The organism is Glaciimonas sp. OK215 (genome assembly GCF_057787885.1).
The window spans coordinates 5,150,549-5,170,065 of sequence record NZ_CM173544.1 but is presented as its reverse complement, the minus strand read 5'-3'; the positions used below and the strand labels follow the sequence as shown (position 1 = coordinate 5,170,065).

Below are 19,517 nucleotides of genomic sequence, written 5' to 3'. Positions count from 1 at the left end.
AAAGTGTTACATTGAGCGCCCTTCCGCAGGGGGAATGACATCCAATGTCATTTCGATAATTTAATCCCAGCCGTAAATAGTGGATAATTCAGGGTTCCTCACAAATTTGGTGCGTTTGCGTAATTGATATCTCTTTAGAGTCAGTAGCTCGCCATTTCTATTTAAACGCATTCAGGACAATCACATGATTTTTATTACTGGCGGGGCCGGTTTTATCGGCTCCAATTTTGTACTCGACTGGCTCGCACAAAACGATGAGCCGGTAATCAATTTCGACAAATTGACCTATGCGGGCAATATCAATAACCTGGTCAGCGTAAATCAGGACCCGCGCCATATTTTTGTGCAAGGCGATATCGGCGATACGGCTCAGGTTGCAGCACTGCTGGCGCAACACAAGCCGCGTGCCGTCGTCCACTTCGCCGCCGAAAGCCATGTCGATCGCTCGATCCACGGCCCTGCCGCCTTCATCGAAACCAACGTGAACGGCACCTTTGGCCTGCTCGAAGCGGTGCGTACGCACTGGACGGGTTTGCCGGATGCCGATAAAGCCGCTTTCCGTTTTCTGCACGTCTCCACCGACGAGGTTTACGGCACGCTCGCCCCCGACGACGCGCCGTTCACGGAAACCAGCCAATACGCCCCGAATAGCCCGTATTCAGCATCCAAGGCAGCCTCCGACCACCTGGTACGCTCGTATCACCATACCTACGGCTTGCCGACCCTGACCACCAATTGCTCCAATAATTACGGCCCGTATCACTTCCCGGAAAAACTGATCCCGCTGATCATCACCAATGCCCGCGCAGGCAAGCCGTTGCCAATTTATGGCGACGGCCAGCAAGTGCGCGACTGGCTGTATGTCAGCGACCACTGCGCTGCAATTCGCCGTGTGCTCGACGCCGGGACGCCGGGCGAGGTCTATAACATCGGCGGCTGGAATGAGAAGGCCAATCTGGATGTGGTGCATGTCTTATGCGACATTCTGGACCAGCTCGACCCCAAGCGCGATGGCAGCTATCGCGATCAAATCACCTACGTGACCGACCGCCCCGGACATGACCGCCGCTACGCCATCGATGCCCGCAAAATAGAGCGAGAGCTGGGCTGGAAACCGGCAGAGACTTTTGAAACAGGTATTCGCAAGACGGTGCAGTGGTATCTGGAGAATCAGCCGTGGGTCAGCAATGTCCAGTCGGGCGATTACCTGAAATGGGTGGAGCAGAACTACAGCCAGCGTAAAGCCGGCGAGGAGCGCAAGCAATGACGGCAGCACGCAAAGGGATTATTCTCGCCGGCGGTTCAGGCACGCGCTTATATCCGGTCACCATGGCCGTATCCAAGCAGTTGCTGCCGGTGTACGACAAGCCGATGATTTATTATCCGTTGACGACCTTGATGCTGGCCGGTATCCGCGAAATCCTGATCATATCGACACCACAGGACACGCCGCGCTTCCAGGAGTTGCTGGGTGACGGCAGTCAGTGGGGTATCCGGTTAACTTACGCGGTACAGCCGACACCGGACGGACTGGCGCAGGCCTTTGTCATCGGGCGCGACTTTGTCGGCGACGCGCCGTCAGCACTGATCCTGGGCGACAACATTTATTACGGTCACGATTTCGAAAGTCAGTTGCGGACAGCTTCGGCCCGTACTACAGGCTCTACCGTGTTTGCCTATCACGTCAATGATCCAGAGCGTTATGGCGTAGTTGAATTTGACGGCCAGCGCCGCGCCGTCAGCATTGAAGAAAAGCCGCAACAGCCAAAGTCCAGCTATGCCGTCACCGGCCTGTACTTTTACGACAGCCAGGTATGCGATATCGCAGCAGGCATCAAGCCGTCAGCGCGTGGCGAACTGGAGATCACCGACGTCAACCGCGCCTACCTCGACAACAATCAGTTGACTGTTGAATTGATGGGGCGCGGCATGGCATGGCTTGATACCGGCACGCACGAGTCATTGCTGGAAGCGGGTCAATTCATCGCCACCATCGAAAACCGTCAAGGCCTGAAAGTGGCATGCCCGGAAGAGATTGCCTATCGCAAAGGTTATATCACCGCAGCGCAACTCGACACCCTGGCGCAACCATTTAAGAAAAATGGTTACGGCCAGTATTTGCTGCGCCTACTGACAGACAAGGTGTTTTAACGATGCAAGTTCAAACAACCGATATCCCTGACGTTCTTATCATTGAACCCAAAGTGTTCGGTGACGATCGCGGTTTCTTTTACGAAAGCTTTAACGAGCGCCGCTTCAAAGAGCTGACCGGTATTACGGCCAATTTCGTCCAGGACAACCATTCCAAATCCGCCAAAAACGTCTTGCGCGGCTTGCACTACCAAATCCAGCAGCCGCAAGGCAAGCTGGTGCGCGTGGTTGCCGGTGAAGTGTTTGACGTCGCCGTCGATATCCGCAAAAGCTCCGCCACGTTCGGTCGTTGGATCGGCGCGACTTTGTCGGCTGCCAACAAGCGTCAAATGTGGGTGCCGCCAGGCTTCGCGCACGGCTTTGTCGTGACCAGCGAATCCGCCGAGTTCCTGTACAAGACGACCGATTATTGGGCGCCGGAATTCGAGCGTTCGATCCTGTGGAACGATCCTGCCATCGGCGTCGACTGGCCGGTCGACGGCACCCCACTGCTGTCGGGTAAAGATCAGGTTGCAACGTTGCTGGCCGACGCCGAGGTCTTTCCATGAAGATTCTTCTTACCGGAAAGAACGGCCAGGTCGGTTACGAACTGGAACGCAGCCTGCAAGGCTTGGGCGAGATTGTCGCGGTTGACCGCAGTCAAATGGACTTATCTGATCTGGATCAGGTGCGTGATGTCATTCGTACCGTCAAGCCTAATCTGATCATCAATCCTGCCGCCTATACGGCGGTAGACAAGGCCGAAAGCGAGCCGGAACTCGCCATGCGCATCAACGCTGAAGCGCCGGGCGTGATGGCAGAGGAAGCGCAAAAACTTGGCGCAGCGATGATTCACTATTCGACCGATTATGTGTTTGATGGCAGCAAGAGTAGCGCTTACACTGAAGAAGACAGGCCTAATCCTCAAAGTGTGTACGGCCGCACCAAGCGCGAAGGTGAAAAAGCAGTAGCACAAGCATGTCAGGCGCACTGGATTTTCCGTACCAGCTGGGTCTACGGGGTCCATGGCGGCAACTTTCTCAAGACAGTATTGCGTTTGGCCCAGGAGCGAGAACACATCCGCATTGTGGCGGATCAGACCGGTGCGCCAACCTGGGCGCGTGCCATTGCACGCACCACTAGCGCCGCATTGCAGTCGCAAGGTCCTGCCCTGGATCGTATTCTCGCCACTACCGGCATTTACAATTTATGCGCCAACGGTGAAACCACCTGGCACGGTTACGCCAGGCATGTTGTCACACAGGCTCGACTTCAAGGCTTAGCACTTAAGCTCTGGCCTGAAGCTATCGAACCTATCCCCACTGAAGCCTATCCTCTTCCCGCTCCAAGACCGCGTAACTCTCGTCTGGATGGGAACAAACTGCAGCAAACGTTTCAGCTTGCATTGCCGGATTGGCGTGCGGATCTGGATCTTTGCCTGAGTGAATTGATACAAGGAACAAATGAGAAACCATAGCATCTTGCCACTGGCAGAAGCGGAGCAGTTCGTATGACCGACGCCCTGACAGCGATCAACCCCCACTCCGCCCAACCCACATCCCTCGTGGCACTGGCCAAAAGTCTGTTGCGCAACCGCCAGCTCATCGTGCAAATGACCACGCGCGAAGTGGTGGGCCGTTACAGAGGCTCGGCCTTCGGACTGGCATGGTCGTTCTTCAACCCCGTGTTCATGCTCGTCGTGTACACCTTCGTTTTCTCCGAAATTTTCAAATCTCGTTGGGGCGGGGTGGGGGCCAACGACAGCAAAACGCAATTCGCCGTGCTTCTTTTTGTGGGCATTATCGTGCTTAACCTGTTTAGCGAGGTCATCAACCGCGCGCCCGGATTGATACTTTCCAACGTCAATTACGTCAAGAAAGTGGTGTTCCCACTTGAAATATTGCCCGTCATTTCCATGGGTGCAGCACTCTTTCACAGTCTCATCAGCCTGGGCGTGCTGCTGGTCGCCTTTGGAATCTTTAACGGCTATTTGCACTGGACGGCGGTTTTCACCCCCTTGGTACTGCTTCCGCTGGTGATCCTCGCCACGGGTCTTTCCTGGATGCTGGCATCCTTAGGCGTATTTTTGCGCGACGTCGGGCAAACCATCGCCATCATTACCACCGTGTTGATGTTTCTTTCCCCTGTTTTCTACCCGGTGACTGCAGTGCCGGAAAGATTCCGTCCGTTCATCATGGCTAACCCGCTGACCTTCATCATCGAACAGGCACGCGACGTGCTGATCTGGGGCCATATGCCGAACTGGCTGGGATTGGGAGCTTACACTCTGGCTGCCGTAGTCATTGCCTGGGCAGGCTACGCCTGGTTCCAGAAAACCAGAAAGGGGTTTGCTGATGTCCTCTAACCAGAACAATGTCACGCTCCCTTTGGACGAGGTGCTCGGTGTGAGAGATGACACAAGTAACCTGGCCATCCATATCAGTCACCTTGGGAAGGGCTATCAGATATACGATGCCCCGCGCGACCGGCTGAAGCAATTTGTCATGCCTTCCATACATCGCCTTGCCGGAAAAGCCCCGCGACAATATTTCCGCGAGTTCTCGGCCCTTAAAGATGTTTCCTTTGACGTTAAAAAGGGCGAAACCGTCGGCATTATCGGACGCAATGGCGCCGGTAAATCAACGCTATTGCAAATCATCTGCAGCACCTTGACGCCCACCAGCGGCTCGGTCCTGATTAATGGGCGAGTGGCGGCCCTGCTCGAATTGGGTTCGGGTTTCAATCCTGAATTCACAGGGCGCGAAAATGTTTATATAAATGGTGGCATCCTGGGGTTGAGGAAAGACGAGATCGATGCGCGTTTTGACGAGATCGTCGCCTTCGCTGATATCGGTGAGTTCCTTGATCAGCCGGTCAAAACCTATTCTTCGGGTATGTATGTTCGACTCGCGTTTGCGGTGGTTGTGCATGTCGACGCAGATATCCTTATTGTTGATGAAGCGCTATCAGTTGGCGATGCATTTTTTCAGGCCAAATGCATGTCACGGATGAAGCAGATTGTGGACAGCGGCACCACGATCCTGTTTGTGAGCCACGACATCAATTCGGTTAAAGCGCTGTGCAAGCGCACACTTTGGCTTGATCGTGGCGTCGCGCGCGCGTTTGGCGAAACCGGCGATGTCGCCAAGGCGTACGCTCAAGACTGGATCAGGCAGGCCAATGCGCAGCACCTGCTAACAGGTGGGGACGATGAGGAAAGTGTTGCACTGACGGTGGCTGATTCTCAGGCCGACAACTTGAACATGTCGACAGAACTTCGGTACTCTGCACGATCCGGCACAGGTCATGCGCAATACCTTGCCTTTCAGGGCTTTTCCGGGCGCGAGCCTATTGGCCTGTCTCCTCTTGAGTTCGGTGCTTCGTTGAGGCTGGTGTGTCTGGTTGAAATCAAGCAAAAATGTGAGCGGCTGATAGTCTCTTTTCACATTAAAGATCGCAACAATCAGCATTTGGTCGGCGCCAATAGCGGCGCGACTGTCGGCCTTTACGATCGCACATGGCAGCCAGGTGAGCGATTTCAGGTTGAATTTAAATTGCCACTCCGTCTGCAAGCGGGCCGGTACGCCATCACTGGGTTGATTTCCAGTCTGACGGATGTTACCCAATACTCCGACGTTAAATTTGTTGACTGGCTGGAGGATGTGGGTGTCTTTGAGGTTGCGCCTCGCAATCCATTTCCTCTTAGCGATTGGGTAGAAATTGAGCATGAAGTCAAGTTTTCAGTATCTCAAGCGGTTGTTTAAGTCACGCCGCTCGGTGGCAGTACTAGACGATTTTTTCCCCAATCTTCTAACTGCTTTTCGTGTTGCCGAGTACAACTGGTACTTGGAACGCTTTCCACGCTTGACTATTTATTCGACTAACCCGGATTTTGAAAATGTGCATGCTGCGTATGCACAACGCTACCCACAGTACGCTGATCGGGTTAAGGCCTACGATGAGTCATCGTTGGATGATTGCGCTTTTGTGTATATGAATTTTCTCAATAATGCGCATCATTTTTTGCCTGCACTGAGTTCCCATCGGATCCCTTTTCTGGTGACGCTCTACCCAGGAGGCGGGTTCGGGCTGGGGGAACCAGAGAGCGATGAGAAGCTGGATAAGGTTCTTGGCTCCCCCTTGCTTCGTGGAATCATTGCGACGCAAAGCGTCACTATCGACTATCTCAAAGCCAGGGGCTGCCCGGTGCCTGTGCATGATATCTATGGCGTAGCAATACATACTATTTATCAGGAAGGCGTGACCAAAAATAAGCGCACGTTGCTGGATTCTGGTGCTTTACGTATTTGTTTTGTTGCCGAGCGTTATATGCCGCAAGGGGCGAACAAAGGCTATCCGCAGTTTATCGAGGCCGCAAAACAGCTTATTCGAGAATTTCCAAACTTGCGATTTTCCGTGGTCGGCAGTTTTGGTGCAGACGATTTTCCGCTGGATGATCAAATCAGGGCGGCCTTATCCTTTAAAGGATTGCTGACTACGAACGACTTGAAAGAATTCTTTCTGACGCAGGACGTTATTGTTTCTCCCAACCGTCCCTTTTTGCTGCATCCAGGGAACTTTGATGGTTTTCCAACGAGTTGCTGTGTGGAGGCGTCACTGTGTGGTGTTGTGGTGGTTTGCAGTGACGAGCTAAAACTTAACCGCTACTACACCGACGGCGAAGATATGGTTATTTGCGACCCTGTGCCAGAGGCTATTGTCAAGGCAGTCGGGGAGTTGATTCATAATCCAGACTTGCTTAGGAGAATAGGCGTCCGTGGGCAAAGCGTGAGCCAGAAGGTGTTTGATCCAACAAGGCAGCTTGGCCCGCGCGCCGCATTGCTAGAACAATATACGATTGCGAACGGTGTAGACATTCGCGCCTAGAGCCCTGACTCTCAAGCTACAGCAAAAGATATGAACAGCCAACCCCCTATTTATGTTACCCAGCCCAACTTGCCGCCACTGGAGGAGTTCATCCCCTATCTGCAGCAAATCTGGGACAACAAAATCCTCACCAACGCCGGTCCGTTCCACCAGCAGCTGGAGCAAGCCCTTTGCAACTATCTGGGCGTCAAACACCTGGCCCTGTTCACCAACGGCACCATCGCCCTGGTGACGGCACTGCAGGCGCTGCGCATCACGGGCGAGGTGATCACCACGCCGTATTCGTTTGTGGCCACGGCCCATTCGCTGTTGTGGAACGGTATCAAGCCCGTGTTTGTCGACATCGATCCGAACACGCTGAACCTCGACCCGGCAAAGATAGAGGCCGCGATCACTCCGCACACCACGGCCATCATGCCCGTGCATGTGTACGGCCACCCGTGCGATGTCGATGCCATCCGGAAAATCGCCGAGCGCCACAACCTGAAGGTGATCTACGATGCCGCCCATGCCTTCGGGGTGCAATCCGGCGCCGGCAGCGTGCTCAATCATGGCGATCTGTCAGTGTTGAGCTTTCACGCCACCAAGGTCTTCAATACCTTTGAGGGCGGCGCCATCATCTGCCCGGACGCCGAGACCAAGCAACACATCGATCAATTGAAAAACTTTGGTTTTGTGGACGAAGTGACTGTGGTGGCTCCAGGCATCAACGGCAAGATGAGCGAAGTCAACGCGGCTTTCGGTTTGCTGCAACTCAAGCACGTCGACGCGGCACTGGCTCGCCGCAAGGAAGTCGAAGCGAGCTACCGCCGGCAACTGAGCGGCGTCAAAGGTATCCGCTGTCTGGACGATGCAGGGGAGACGGTCGCCAACCATGCCTATTTCCCCATTTTGGTAGAGGTGGATTACCCGCTCAGTCGCGATGCGCTATATCAGCGCCTCAAGGACCATGGCATCTACGCGCGCCGCTACTTCTATCCGTTGATCTCCGACTTTCCAATGTACCGGGATCTTCCTTCGGCGCAGCGCAGCAACCTGCCGGTGGCGGCCAGCGCGGCAGACCAGGTTATGTGCCTGCCAATCTATCCGGCCCTGCAGCCACAGGAGCAGCAGCGGGTCGTTGCCATTATTCGGGGGGATGCGCAGTGAGTAAAGTCATGTTTGGTCTTTTCGGTGCGGGCGGCTGTGCGAGAGAGGTCATGCCCTACGTCAGGAGCAGCGTCGCTCGAACGCTCGGCGTGTCGCCCGATGTTGTTGAGGCGTTCTTTGTGGAAACATGGGAGCCGGCCGACTCCGAGGTGAACGGCTATCCATTGATTTCAATGGACAAATTCCTCCAGCTTGAGGGTTCCCGCTACTTCAACGTTGCGGTTGGAGATGGCCGCGTGCGTGAAGCCATTGCAAACAAAGTGGGGTCTTCAGCAGAGGTCCTGTCGATTCAAGCAACGCAAACAATTTTTCTCGATAACAACGTGATTGGCCCCGGGTCGGTTTTTTGTCCGAATACCATGGTGACTTCCAACGCCACGATCGGCCGCTTTTTTCAAGCCGGGGTCTATTCTTACGTAGCGCACGATTGCGTCATTGGTGATTTTGTTACCTTTGCACCTGGTGTGCGATGCAATGGCCGGGTGCACATCCATGACTATGCCTATATTGGCTCGAATGCGGTTATCAAACAAGGCACGCCAGACAAGCCGCTCAGAATCGGGGTCGGTGCAGTGGTTGGGATGGGGGCTGTAGTTACCAAGGATGTACCCGATGGCGTCACGGTTATAGGGAATCCTGCAAGGGAAATGGTTCGGCAACGATGATTGATATGAATCCGACCTTTTCAATCATCATGACTTCCTTCAATTACGGGCCTTACATCGGTGCGGCAATTGAATCGGTCCTGGCGCAGACATTCCAGGACTGGGAGTTGTTGATTGTTGATGATTGTTCGACGGATGACTCATGGGGCATCATTCAAAGCTTTGACGATCCGCGCATCAAGACGCACAGGCAAGCGCTCAACTCGGGGGCATGCGCAGCATACAACCACGCGCTATCAATGGCCCATGGACGCTACATCGCAAGCCTTGACTCCGACGATCTGTTCATGCCCACCAAGCTTGAGCGCCAAGCCGCGTTCCTTGCCGAGCATCCGGAGGTAGATATCTGCGGGACGGTGGTAACAGAGATTGATCGCAACGGCGCGGTTGCCTCGGGAGCAACACCCTACGCTGACTGGTTCAACGCGTCAGTCGATCTGAATGACCCTGCAACGTGGCTTTGGGAGAACCGCTTATGTCATTCCGGTGCGGTCGTGCGTGCAGCGTTGCATAGCCGGTTGGGCGACTTTGATAACAGACTGGTTTACACGCCGGATTGGCAGTTCTGGCTCAGGGCGCTGGCGGCTGGCGCTCGCTTTACCGTCATCGATGAGCCACTCGTTGGCTACCGGAACCATGGCAGCAATATTACGCACAAGAATCCGCAAGGTGCTTTGCTCGAGCATGCAAAAACCTCCGCTGATATTTTGTTTCCCTGGCTTCGGCAGCAAGGACGTCCGGATTTGATTGAAACGGCTGTGCAAGGTTTTATGGGCAATCCGGCTCTTGTTTCAGCAAGCGATCTGCAGACTCGTGTCGCAGAATGCCTTCTGTCTGGGAGTGCAGCGATTGAGACAGGGACTGCGATAATGCATCTGGCAATTCGGCGGGAGTCCGAGTTGCTTGCCAAGCAGGCGCAACTCCAGGCCGAGCTGGTAAAAATACAAGCGAGCAAGGAGTCGGCAGAGGCGCAACTGCGGGATCAGTCGGCACGGCTTGAACATTTGCAACGTGCCTTGCCTGTTAGATTGCTGAAAAAAATAGGAGTCCTTTCGAATGTCTGAGTCAACGCCCCCGCTCATCAGCGCGGTTGTCACTTTTCATGACGAAGAACTGTTAGCGCACAAGACCCTGCTGGGATTGGAGCGGCTTCGACGTTTTGCAAACCAAAGGAATATCGCTGTCGAGTTTGTTCTGGTGCTCGACAGCGCGGACAGTGAAACCACTCGTATCGTTCGGTCCAGCCCAGTGCTACGTGACGGCGACCAGATTGTCGAACTTGCCAACCATGACCAGGGAGCATCTCGAAATAGCGGTGTTGCTGCCGCTCGCGGTGAGTATGTGTGCGTGCTTGATGGCGATGATTATTACTCCGAAAATTGGTTCGTGGAAGCGCTGAACACGGTGCACGCCAAACAGGGAGCGGTGGTGGTTCATCCGGACTATGTTGTGTGCTTTGGCGCGGTTCACTCCATCGGACAGATTCTGGATATCGACAGGATTCCCGATTATCCTTTGGCCAATTTGTTCTCGGTGCATCCTTGGGTATCCAGTTCATTTGCCAAGCGTGATATCTATCTACGTCATCCCTATCTGCGTTCAGACTCGAAGCAGACGGGTTTTGGTTTCGAAGACTGGCATTGGAACCTGGAGCTGCTTGCGGAAGGAATACGTCATGTTTCAGCGCCGTATACTGCGCTTTTTTATCGCCGCAAGAGCTGGTCTTCATTGGCAGGTCACCACGAGCAAAGAGTGCTCGTCAGGCCTAGCCGGTTTTTTGATGCGCCGGAGAAATGGCTTGCCCCTGAAAGCTACCGTGCTGAACGTGCCAGATTGCTTGGCGAGGCCGCATGGTGAGAAATCTTCTTTTCGCCATGTTGCAATTTTTCTGGCGCCAGCTGGTTCTTCCGATTGCATGTCTTTTGCCGACTCGCCGGCAGATGCAATTACGCACGCTCGCGCATCACGCCAAAATGACCTTGGTGCATGGCCAGATAATTGATTTTGGTCTGTCAACCGGCACGGAGGCTGCACCGTCGCCGCTGGTTCCGGTGTGGATAGTTGACGAGCTGCGATCAATTTCAGAAATTGATCCAGATCTTTGTCCAACCCCCGATCTTCTTGAACGCTTCACTTCCTATGTGCCGCCGATGGAATTGGGCCCCGGTGAAGTTTATACGGCGTGCTGTTCGGTTATTGCTGATCTGCGTCCGGACATCATTTTCCTGATTCCATGGCTTGTGCCAGGTGGCGCCGATCAAGGGGTTTTGCATCATGTGAATGCCGCTTTGGCGGCTGGCAAGAACGTGCTCGTAATCTCAACCATCGACAGGGAGTCGCCGTGGAAGAGCCGCTTGCCCCAGCAGGCAAAATTGATTGAATTGGGCGAGCTTGGCCGTGGTTTGTCAGAAGCACAAAGGCTGAGCGTTTTGACGAGAATCGTACTGCAATCTCCCGCCAAAGTGATTCACATTATCAACTCGCCTCTCGGATGGGAGATGCTCAAGCAATATGGCCGGTCGCTCATCGCGGTCGACAAGCGCGTTTTTGCGAGTGTCTTTTGTGATGATTATGACTATCACGGTGCGCTGCGCAGTTACGCACAGATGTATTTTGTCGATTGCTGGAAATTCCTGCGGGGCGTAATGTGCGATACAAGTTGGTATCCTCAGGATCTCAAGCGCCAATACGGGGTGTCATTAGATAAAGTCAGCACGGTTTATTTTCCTGTGCATGTCGGAGATGCACCCATTTACAGGGCGGTTTCGGCGCCAAGAATTCTCTGGGCGGGCCGTTTTACCAAGCAGAAACGTGTCGATCTCCTCATCGAAATTGCCCGGTTGTTGCCCGAGGTGGTTTTCGATGTTTACGGCTACGCTGTGCACGATTACGAGCGTGAAATGGAAGACAAAATGCGCGCATTGCCGAATATCAGGGTCCATGGCGCATTCGACTCATTGGAGTCTGTTGTTACGAAGAATTCTTATTCGTTGCTCTTGTACACCTCCGGATGGGATGGCTTGCCAATTACGCTGTTGGACGCGACGATTGCCGGTCTGCCCGTGGTGGCCTCAGCCGTGGGTGGTGTCCCCGAGTTCATTAGTGAAGAAACAGGGTACCCGGTGTGGGACCATGACAGCCCTTCCGCCTATGCAGCGCGCATCAACGAGGCGATGGCGGACGATTTCGCGAGGCGTCGTAAATGGGAGGCGGCTGTTGCACTGATTTTGTCCAGGCACACAGCCGAGCATTTCTCGGGGCAACTCAAAGGCGTCTCCGGGTACCTTGGTGACGAGTAGGTATTATCGCGGCTTCAAAACCAGTTGTGCGGGTTGGAGCAGAACGCTGAATATTAGGAGTTTGAATAAATGAAGTGTGTCATTTTCGGCGGAGGAGGGTTCATTGGTTCGACGATCGCTGACCGTCTATTGAAAGACGGTCACGAACTCCGGATCTTTGAACGGCCCCGGGTGACTCCCTATCGGGAGTTCAAGCCTGGGGAACAGGTGGAGTGGATTACCGGCGATTTGTCGAGTACTCACGATGTGAGTGCTGCCGTCGATGGGGCAGATGTGGTGCTACACCTTGTTTCTACCACCTTGCCAAAGAGTTCCAACGACGACCCGATTTTCGACGTGGAGACGAATGTAGTGGCGACATTGCAATTACTTAATGCCATGGTGGCCCGCAACGTTCCCAAGATAGTTTTCATCTCTTCCGGTGGCACGGTGTACGGCAATCCGGTGTATTTGCCGATTGATGAAAAGCATCCGACGGACCCGCTGGTTTCTTATGGAATCACGAAGCTTGCTATCGAGAAGTACTTGCACATTTTCGAGAGGATGCACGGCATCAAAGCGATTACCCTGCGGGTTGCAAATCCTTACGGAGAGCGCCAGCGCGTTGAAACTGCGCAGGGTGCAGTTGGCGTTTTTCTTAGCAATGCGATCAAAGGCATTCCTCTCGCTATCTGGGGTGACGGCAGCGTGACGCGGGATTACATTCACGTCAGTGACGTCGCGCAGGCTTTTGTTCAGGCGCTTGAGTATGGCGGATCGAAAAGGGTTTTTAACATCAGCTCCGGTACCGGTACGAGCTTGAACGAGTTGATTGTGATGCTGGAAGAAGTGCTAGGTAAGCCTGTAGAACGTCATTATTTGCCCGGCCGTCCATTTGATGTCCCGGTCAGCATACTAAGCAATAACTTGGCCCGCGAAGAATTGCAATGGACACCCAAGATATCGATGCGTGAAGGTATCCAACGTACCGTGCATTGGATGAAACAGGAGTTGGCGTAAGGATGGTTTGATTGGCTGGGTGCGCTCTTGGAGCATGATGAAAACGCGCGCAGCATCAGGCCCCGGGTACCTGATCCGCTTTCTTGAATTTCGATTTTGGTTGTTTTATTGGCATTAGAATATAAGGTTGCGATGAGTTGGTTAGGAAAAAGAAATTTACGTGCGTTATTGCGGCCTATATATATGCGCTCTGGTGCACTGCGTGCAATACGTCAATATGTCCACTGGAGGATCCAACCGGTCTCGAAATTGCACACACTTTGGCACTCCTCCCGCAATTTTCTGGCACTGCAGGCATTATCGAATCGTCGTTTTGATAAACATGCAATATTGAATGCAGTGCGTGTGGACCGCTCTGTCGAGTTGCCGGAGATTGATGTTTCTGTTGTTTCTTATAATAGTTCCCGTTGGGTGGAGGCGTTTATTGCCTCACTGGTTTCTCAGCATTACCCACTGTCAAAAATTCATCTTCGGGTTGTTGATCATGGATCGCAGGACGATACGGTCTTGCAGCTCGAGAATTTGCTGGCCGAAACTGGTCCGCGTTTTGCAAGCGTCCAGATTATTCAGCAAGAAAACTTGGGTTTTGGTGCAGGCCATGACCGTGCAATAAGAGATGGCAATTCTGAATATTGCCTGGTTACCAATCTGGATCTGGAGTTTGCGCCGAATTCGCTCTGCGATGTGCTGCGGGTCGCCTTAAGCGATACAGATGGTGCGGTGGCGAGTTGGGAATTGAGGCAGATTCCCTATGAACACCCCAAGTATTACGACCCCGTTACGCTGGAAACCCATTGGTCTTCCCACGCATGTATCCTGATCAGGCGCAGCGCCTATAACAAGGTTGGGGGCTATGATCCCTATATCTTTATGTACGCGGAAGATGTGGAGCTTTCCTATCGTTTCCGCTCTTATGGGTATGTTCTGAAATATGTACCCGCTGCGGTTGTATCTCACTTTACCTATGACGGTGCCGGTCAGATAAAGCCGTTACAGTTTTCAGGCAGCACTATCGGAAACATGTATATCCGTTTGCGCTACGGCAGCACCGCAGACCGGTTTGCCGGGCTCTTGCTCTATGTCGCCCGCATTATTTTGCCCTCGCCATTTGACGGCGCAAGGTCATTGCTGCTGAAAAATGCATTCAAGTTGCTTCCCCGGATACCCCATTTTCTCCGCGGGAAAGGGGATGTGCCGGCTTATTTTCCGTTGCGTGGGTTTGATTATGAAGTGGCGAGGGATGGTGCCTTCTATGAAGTGCAGCCTTGCGCCGCGACCGAGGCGACACCTATGGTCACGGTCATTACGCGAACATATAAGGGAAGAAGCATGTTCCTGGAACAGGCCATGCAAAGTGTATTCAACCAAACCTACCCGGCAATCGAGTTGTTGGTGGTTGAGGATGGCGGTGACAGCCAGCAGGCGCTTGTCACCTCCCTGGCTGAAAGAGCGCCCTCTGGCTGTCGCGTTCGCTTCCTCGCCAATGAAAAGCTCGGCAGGTCAGCAGCGGGAAATGCCGGCCTGGCGGCGGCGGAGGGACGTTTCCTGATGTTCCTGGATGACGACGATCTGCTGTTTTCTGATCACGTCGAGATTATGGTTTCGGCGCTGTCGCGGGATGCCACGCTGTCTGCTGCCTATGCACTGTCGATTGAGGTGCACACCCAGGTCGACCCTGCCATGTCAAGGTACGTTGAGGATGCGTTTCATACGCCCGCTGTGTTCCGACAGGAATGGGAGTATGACGTGTTGCAAGATCACAACTTCATTCCGATACAGGCTATTTTGTTCAAGAGAGAGCTGTATGAACAGCGCGGCGGTTTTGATACAGGGCTCGATCAGCTTGAAGACTGGAACCTGTGGCTGCGATACGGCTATGGCAAGCGCTTCGTCTACGTTCCAAAAACAACTTCATTGTTTCGCACGCCAGCGGATCATCAAACACGATCTGCGCGCCACGCGTTGCTGCACAATGATTACGACGCTGCCAAGGGGAGGGCTGCCAGGAGCCTGGAGCAATTGGAAGGGCATCATTGACGCCGACGCCATTTTTACCCAGATGCCGACTTTTCGTTGACCCAAGCGCAAGCCTTGTAACCCGTTGCCATCATTGGGATTTTTGAAATTGAAGGTGGCACGGGAAAGCGGTACCACCGAATAGATACTTTATACTTGGCGGCGTCAACTTAAAAGTCAGGGAGTGCTGGAGCTTTGCCGACGAATGGCGAATTTATTGATTATTAATGCTGAAGATAGAACGATATATGAGAGTTGATTTAAGGATACTAGGCATTGTTTCGTGCTTCATGGTTATTGCCGCTTCCGCTGTCATTTTGGTGCGGCATCCCGCAAAAGACGACCTTTCCTCCATGTTCGAAAAAATACCCGCCATGAAAGTGCCCACAGCTGAACGTGGTTTGGCAGGGTTGCAATTTCAAGTCAATTCCAAGGGGATGTTATTGGTCTTGCCAAGTTGCGATACAAAGGAATCTCATGACAAATTTTTTCTCCACTTGTATACGGATGCAGAGTCAAGCTCGCCCGACAGCAAATTCGTCAACAGGGACTTTGACTTGAGCAAGGAAAAATGGCAGGAAATCGACTCCAACGGAATAAAAAAGTGCGTTTTTAACAGGAGTTTTGACGATGCAACAGTAAAAGAGGTCATTGTTGGGCAGTTTACGACTCCGAATGGTCAATGCTGCAACATTACCTGGTCCAGATCCTTCGTATTTGATTCCAGCCTCAGAAAAAAACAATGATGACGAATATCAACTCAGGTTTTCCTGCTGCTACTCAACATGCTGATCGCATGTTTGGTCTCGACGTTTGTAGAACTATTGCGGTTCTATCGGTTGTGACCGGACATATGCTGCAGCACTCGTCGCCTCACCCGCTGCTCGTTTCATTTGGATTTGCCGGTTTGTTCGGCGTTGATCTGTTCTTTTGCCTGAGCGGATTTTTAATTGGACGAATCCTGCTTATTGAATCGGCGCAATGGCCGGTCGAAAAGGAAAAGGGTCTGTTACGATTTTGGTATCGTCGCTGGATGCGAACACTACCGCTCTTCTTTTTTTACTTTGTTGTCTCGCTCAAATACGATTGGAAAGGCGCCACAACGCTTTCATCACAATTGTCGTATCTGATATTTGCTCAAAATCTGGCATGGCCGATGACTGATTTCTTCCGCCTGTCCTGGAGCCTGGCCGTCGAAGAGTGGTTCTACTTCTTATTTCCACTCATACTTCTGCTATTGATCGGTTTCGGGCAAAGTGCTCGTCGCGCAGTTGCCATTACTATCCTCGGCTTCGTATTGGCACCGCCATTAATGCGATTTCTTTTACCCGGGCATCCATATGACTTTGGCGCACTGGATACTGGCATAAGACAGGTGGTGGCCTTTAGATTGGACGGCATCGGCTTTGGCGTATTGATCGCGTATATCAGCCATTTCCATGCTGAATTATTTCGGCGATTGGCCAAATATTGGTGGCTATTCCTGGCGCTGGCGATTGGTTGTATGGCGAGCACTAAGTTAGGGCATTTCGGTTTCGCCGAATCGAGATTTACCGCGCCATTATATTTTTCACTCTCGGCGTTTGCATTTGCCGGCCTGATCCCGTTTTTCGCGCATATGCGTCCCAGCAAATTTACGCTGGCGAACAGCTTTGTGAAATATACGAGTCAGATCTCATACTCGATGTATCTGGGGCATATTTTCGGTTTCATGATAGGCATTTCACTTTTTCACCGGTTTGGTATCTTTGAATCTGTTTATGCAAACCCGTGGCTAGCCTACCCGAGTTTCTACATCCTGGTCTACTCACTGTCGTCCCTAACCTATTTTGCAATCGAGAAGCCTGTTCTTGCCCTAAGAGACAGACGAGCCAAAGTTGCTTCGTCCTCGCTTCCACGGACGCAAATCAGCACCTGATTCCGAACCTTTTTCTTACGATATATGGTCAATTATTTAGCACCAGACTTTACTGATCTTCCAGGCCGGAGAACCATCGCCCGTAATTACACAAGGGACGTTGCTGCTCTTGAGCACATTGACGTTTCGATCATTACTCCTTACTACAATACGGAGGAGTTCTTCGTTGAAACATTCGTGTCATTGCAGGCACAATCGTTACAAAACTGGGAATGGATCATCGTTGACGACGGTTCTACGGACACAGCATCTGTGGAGCGGCTCGCCAGGGTCGCGGAAAAAGATTCACGCATAAAAGTATCCAGGCAAATAAATGCGGGGCCGGGTGCAGCCCGCAATGCTGCATGCAACGTAGCGACCGGGCGCTACCTTTGCCTGCTCGACAGCGATGACATGATTGAACCGACATACCTGGAAAAATGTGTTTGGTTTCTGGAATCAAATCCCGAGTTTGCTTTTTGTAACTCTTATAGCGTTGTCTTTGGCGAGCAGGAATATCTTTGGACTAACGGATTTGAAAGTGGCAAAGCGCACCTCCTGATCAATAGCGGTCCACCAATTTCAGTAATCCGACGCTCCGCATATGTGGACTGTGGTGGTTTTGATGCATCGATTCGATTCGGTCATGAGGATTGGGACTTTTGGCTTGCCATGGCAAAAACAGGCCATTGGGGCTACACGATCCGAGAATTTCTGCAGTGGTATCGCAAGCGTGGCAACGGCCGTTTTGAAGAAATCATGCGGTCTGGCAATGTCAACGACGAATTCGAAAAGACGATGCACCGCAAATATGACGGCTTGGATAAAAAATTTCCTGAGCCTGCGCGCCGTCATCTTCAGCCATATGAAACCATCGAAACGCATTCGCATGTGATGAATCCGTTGGCGGAGAACGAGAGCGGACGCCGGATCATGTTCATCCTCCCATGGATGGTAACCGGCGGAGCCGATCGAGTAAATCTTGATCTGATAGAAGGTTTGACGAGCAAGGGCCATGACATTACCGTATGCGCTACGTTGTCAGCTGACCATCGTTGGGAGCATGAATTCAGCCGCCTGACACCGGACGTATTTGTGTTGCCCAACATACTTCATGCATCTGACTATCCCAGATTCCTGGCTTACCTGATCCAATCCAGAAAAATCGATACAGTGGTGACGACTGGCAGCACAATCGGTTACCAGCTTCTTCCCTATCTGAGAGCGGTTTCACCCGGAGTCGCATTTATTGATATGTGTCATGTCGAGGAACCCGATTGGTTGAATGGCGGCCATCCACGATTCGGAGTTGGGTATCAGGATGCACTGGACTTGAATGTCGTCACGACAGGACACCTGGCGAAATGGATGCGTGACCGTGGCGCGGATGGTGAGCGAATCAGAGTGCTGTATACGGGAATTAGGGGTCCTGAAAAGTCTGAATCTGACCAAGTCAGGCGCTTGTTGCGAGAGGAACTGAATATTTCCACAGACATGCCGGTGATTGTTTTTGCCGGTCGTATCTGTGAACAGAAACGGCCAGTCATGCTGGCTCAGATTTTAAAGGCAGCGCGAGATCGCGGTCTGGTTTTCAGGGCCTTGATCATTGGCGACGGCGATCAACGAGATCAATTGGCTGCGCTATTGCGCCAGTTTAACCTGGCAGATAATGTCCAAATGCTAGGATCCGTGCCCCATCAAAGATGGCTCGATGTTCTGCTGGCCTCGGATATTCTGTTGATACCCTCAAAATATGAGGGTATTTCGATTGCACTACTGGAAGCAATGGCGGCTGGCGTCGTACCGGTGGTGGCCAAGGTTGGTGGACAGGAAGAAATAGTGAGTCAAAATGCAGGAGTGTTAATTCCACACGGGGACAAGGAGCTTCAGCACTATGTGGACGCACTGGAGCGTCTCATTTCTGATCCGGCGCAGCGGCTTTCGATGTCGTCGGAGTGCAAATCCCTCACTGCATCTAAATTCTCATGGGAAAGAACGATCGACAATTTTCAGACGATTCTAGACCAGGCGCATCAGTTAAGAGTTAACAATCCGAGACTGCCGATCAGTCCCGGGCTGGGACGAGAGTTAGCATCCTTATCGCTCGAATACAAACGTCTTGGAGATGCAGTAGATTGGCTCCAAGGAAGTCTGAAGTCACCAAGCGAAGGACAACCCCTTGTCTCAGGGTCGATTGCGATTATGCGGTTAGTTGTCCTTTTGGACCAAACTCGACTTGGACGTATCGTTATTCAGAACAGGTTGGTGAAAGTTGTGGGACGTAGGATTTTGAACATTCTGAAACGGCGTGATTACAATCAACACGCAGTGCTTTCCGATCCAGACCTCCCACAAAAAAGGGGGTGAATCACAGTGTTTTTCTTGCCGAATTTACATGTGATGATCGCACCCATCGTGCTGGGACGAATGCCGGCACTTGGCGCGCACCTCGTAGTTTGTTGGCAGGTCGAGCCT

17 protein-coding genes are annotated in these 19,517 nt (G+C 52.5%); all 17 read left to right on the top strand.

All coding sequences use genetic code 11. The features are described 5' to 3' along the window. Positions 1-184: 184 nt before the first annotated feature. The 17 genes from rfbB to AC3CHX_RS23705 all read left to right on the top strand — a co-directional run bounded on the left by rfbB (position 185) and on the right by AC3CHX_RS23705 (position 19,409). Positions 185-1,267, top strand: a complete 1,083-nt coding sequence (rfbB, locus tag AC3CHX_RS23785; RefSeq protein ID WP_488630443.1) for a dTDP-glucose 4,6-dehydratase — start codon at positions 185-187, stop codon at positions 1,265-1,267. Beyond that, complete coding sequence (rfbA, locus tag AC3CHX_RS23780; protein WP_488630442.1) at positions 1,264-2,151, top strand: glucose-1-phosphate thymidylyltransferase RfbA; 888 nt, start codon at positions 1,264-1,266, stop codon at positions 2,149-2,151. Before rfbB ends, rfbA begins: the two co-directional genes overlap by 4 nt. Before the next feature lie 2 nt (positions 2,152-2,153). Next, positions 2,154-2,699, top strand: coding sequence for a dTDP-4-dehydrorhamnose 3,5-epimerase (rfbC, locus tag AC3CHX_RS23775; protein WP_488630441.1), 546 nt, complete (start codon positions 2,154-2,156; stop codon positions 2,697-2,699). Next, on the top strand, positions 2,696-3,607 hold the full coding sequence (rfbD, locus tag AC3CHX_RS23770) for a dTDP-4-dehydrorhamnose reductase (protein WP_488630440.1): 912 nt from the start codon (positions 2,696-2,698) through the stop codon (positions 3,605-3,607). The genes rfbC and rfbD overlap by 4 nt, the downstream gene beginning before the upstream one ends. 45 nt (positions 3,608-3,652) lie before the next feature. Continuing rightward, positions 3,653-4,495, top strand: a complete 843-nt coding sequence (locus AC3CHX_RS23765) for an ABC transporter permease (protein ID WP_488644913.1) — start codon at positions 3,653-3,655, stop codon at positions 4,493-4,495. Further along, positions 4,485-5,894, top strand: a complete 1,410-nt coding sequence (locus AC3CHX_RS23760; protein WP_488630439.1) for an ABC transporter ATP-binding protein — start codon at positions 4,485-4,487, stop codon at positions 5,892-5,894. Before AC3CHX_RS23765 ends, AC3CHX_RS23760 begins: the two co-directional genes overlap by 11 nt. Further along, the gene (locus AC3CHX_RS23755) at positions 5,857-7,017 is read left to right on the top strand and encodes a glycosyltransferase family 4 protein (RefSeq protein WP_488630438.1); all 1,161 of its coding nucleotides are present in this window, start codon (positions 5,857-5,859) and stop codon (positions 7,015-7,017) included. The genes AC3CHX_RS23760 and AC3CHX_RS23755 overlap by 38 nt, the downstream gene beginning before the upstream one ends. Before the next feature lie 30 nt (positions 7,018-7,047). Next, on the top strand, positions 7,048-8,166 hold the full coding sequence (locus tag AC3CHX_RS23750; protein ID WP_488630437.1) for a DegT/DnrJ/EryC1/StrS family aminotransferase: 1,119 nt from the start codon (positions 7,048-7,050) through the stop codon (positions 8,164-8,166). Positions 8,167-8,174: 8 nt separating this feature from the next. Beyond that, entirely contained in the window at positions 8,175-8,831 is a 657-nt protein-coding gene (locus AC3CHX_RS23745; RefSeq protein WP_488630436.1) for an LbetaH domain-containing protein, read from the top strand. Beyond that, a complete protein-coding gene (locus AC3CHX_RS23740) occupies positions 8,828-9,895 on the top strand; it encodes a glycosyltransferase family 2 protein (protein WP_488630435.1) in 1,068 nt (355 codons plus the stop codon). The genes AC3CHX_RS23745 and AC3CHX_RS23740 overlap by 4 nt, the downstream gene beginning before the upstream one ends. Continuing rightward, positions 9,888-10,688, top strand: a complete 801-nt coding sequence (locus AC3CHX_RS23735) for a glycosyltransferase family 2 protein (RefSeq protein WP_488630434.1) — start codon at positions 9,888-9,890, stop codon at positions 10,686-10,688. The genes AC3CHX_RS23740 and AC3CHX_RS23735 overlap by 8 nt, the downstream gene beginning before the upstream one ends. Further along, a complete protein-coding gene (locus tag AC3CHX_RS23730; protein ID WP_488630433.1) occupies positions 10,682-12,130 on the top strand; it encodes a glycosyltransferase family 4 protein in 1,449 nt (482 codons plus the stop codon). Before AC3CHX_RS23735 ends, AC3CHX_RS23730 begins: the two co-directional genes overlap by 7 nt. Before the next feature lie 69 nt (positions 12,131-12,199). Beyond that, positions 12,200-13,129 (top strand): NAD-dependent epimerase/dehydratase family protein, encoded by a 930-nt coding sequence (locus AC3CHX_RS23725; RefSeq protein ID WP_488630432.1) that lies wholly within the window; start codon positions 12,200-12,202, stop codon positions 13,127-13,129. 108 nt (positions 13,130-13,237) lie between these two features. Next, positions 13,238-15,166 (top strand): glycosyltransferase family 2 protein, encoded by a 1,929-nt coding sequence (locus AC3CHX_RS23720; RefSeq protein WP_488630431.1) that lies wholly within the window; start codon positions 13,238-13,240, stop codon positions 15,164-15,166. Between the two features lie 206 nt (positions 15,167-15,372). Next, positions 15,373-15,891, top strand: coding sequence for a hypothetical protein (locus tag AC3CHX_RS23715; RefSeq protein WP_488630430.1), 519 nt, complete (start codon positions 15,373-15,375; stop codon positions 15,889-15,891). Further along, positions 15,888-17,063 (top strand): acyltransferase family protein, encoded by a 1,176-nt coding sequence (locus tag AC3CHX_RS23710; protein ID WP_488630429.1) that lies wholly within the window; start codon positions 15,888-15,890, stop codon positions 17,061-17,063. Before AC3CHX_RS23715 ends, AC3CHX_RS23710 begins: the two co-directional genes overlap by 4 nt. A 24-nt stretch (positions 17,064-17,087) precedes the next feature. After that, positions 17,088-19,409 (top strand): glycosyltransferase, encoded by a 2,322-nt coding sequence (locus tag AC3CHX_RS23705; protein WP_488630428.1) that lies wholly within the window; start codon positions 17,088-17,090, stop codon positions 19,407-19,409. The last annotated feature ends 108 nt before the right edge of the window (positions 19,410-19,517 follow it).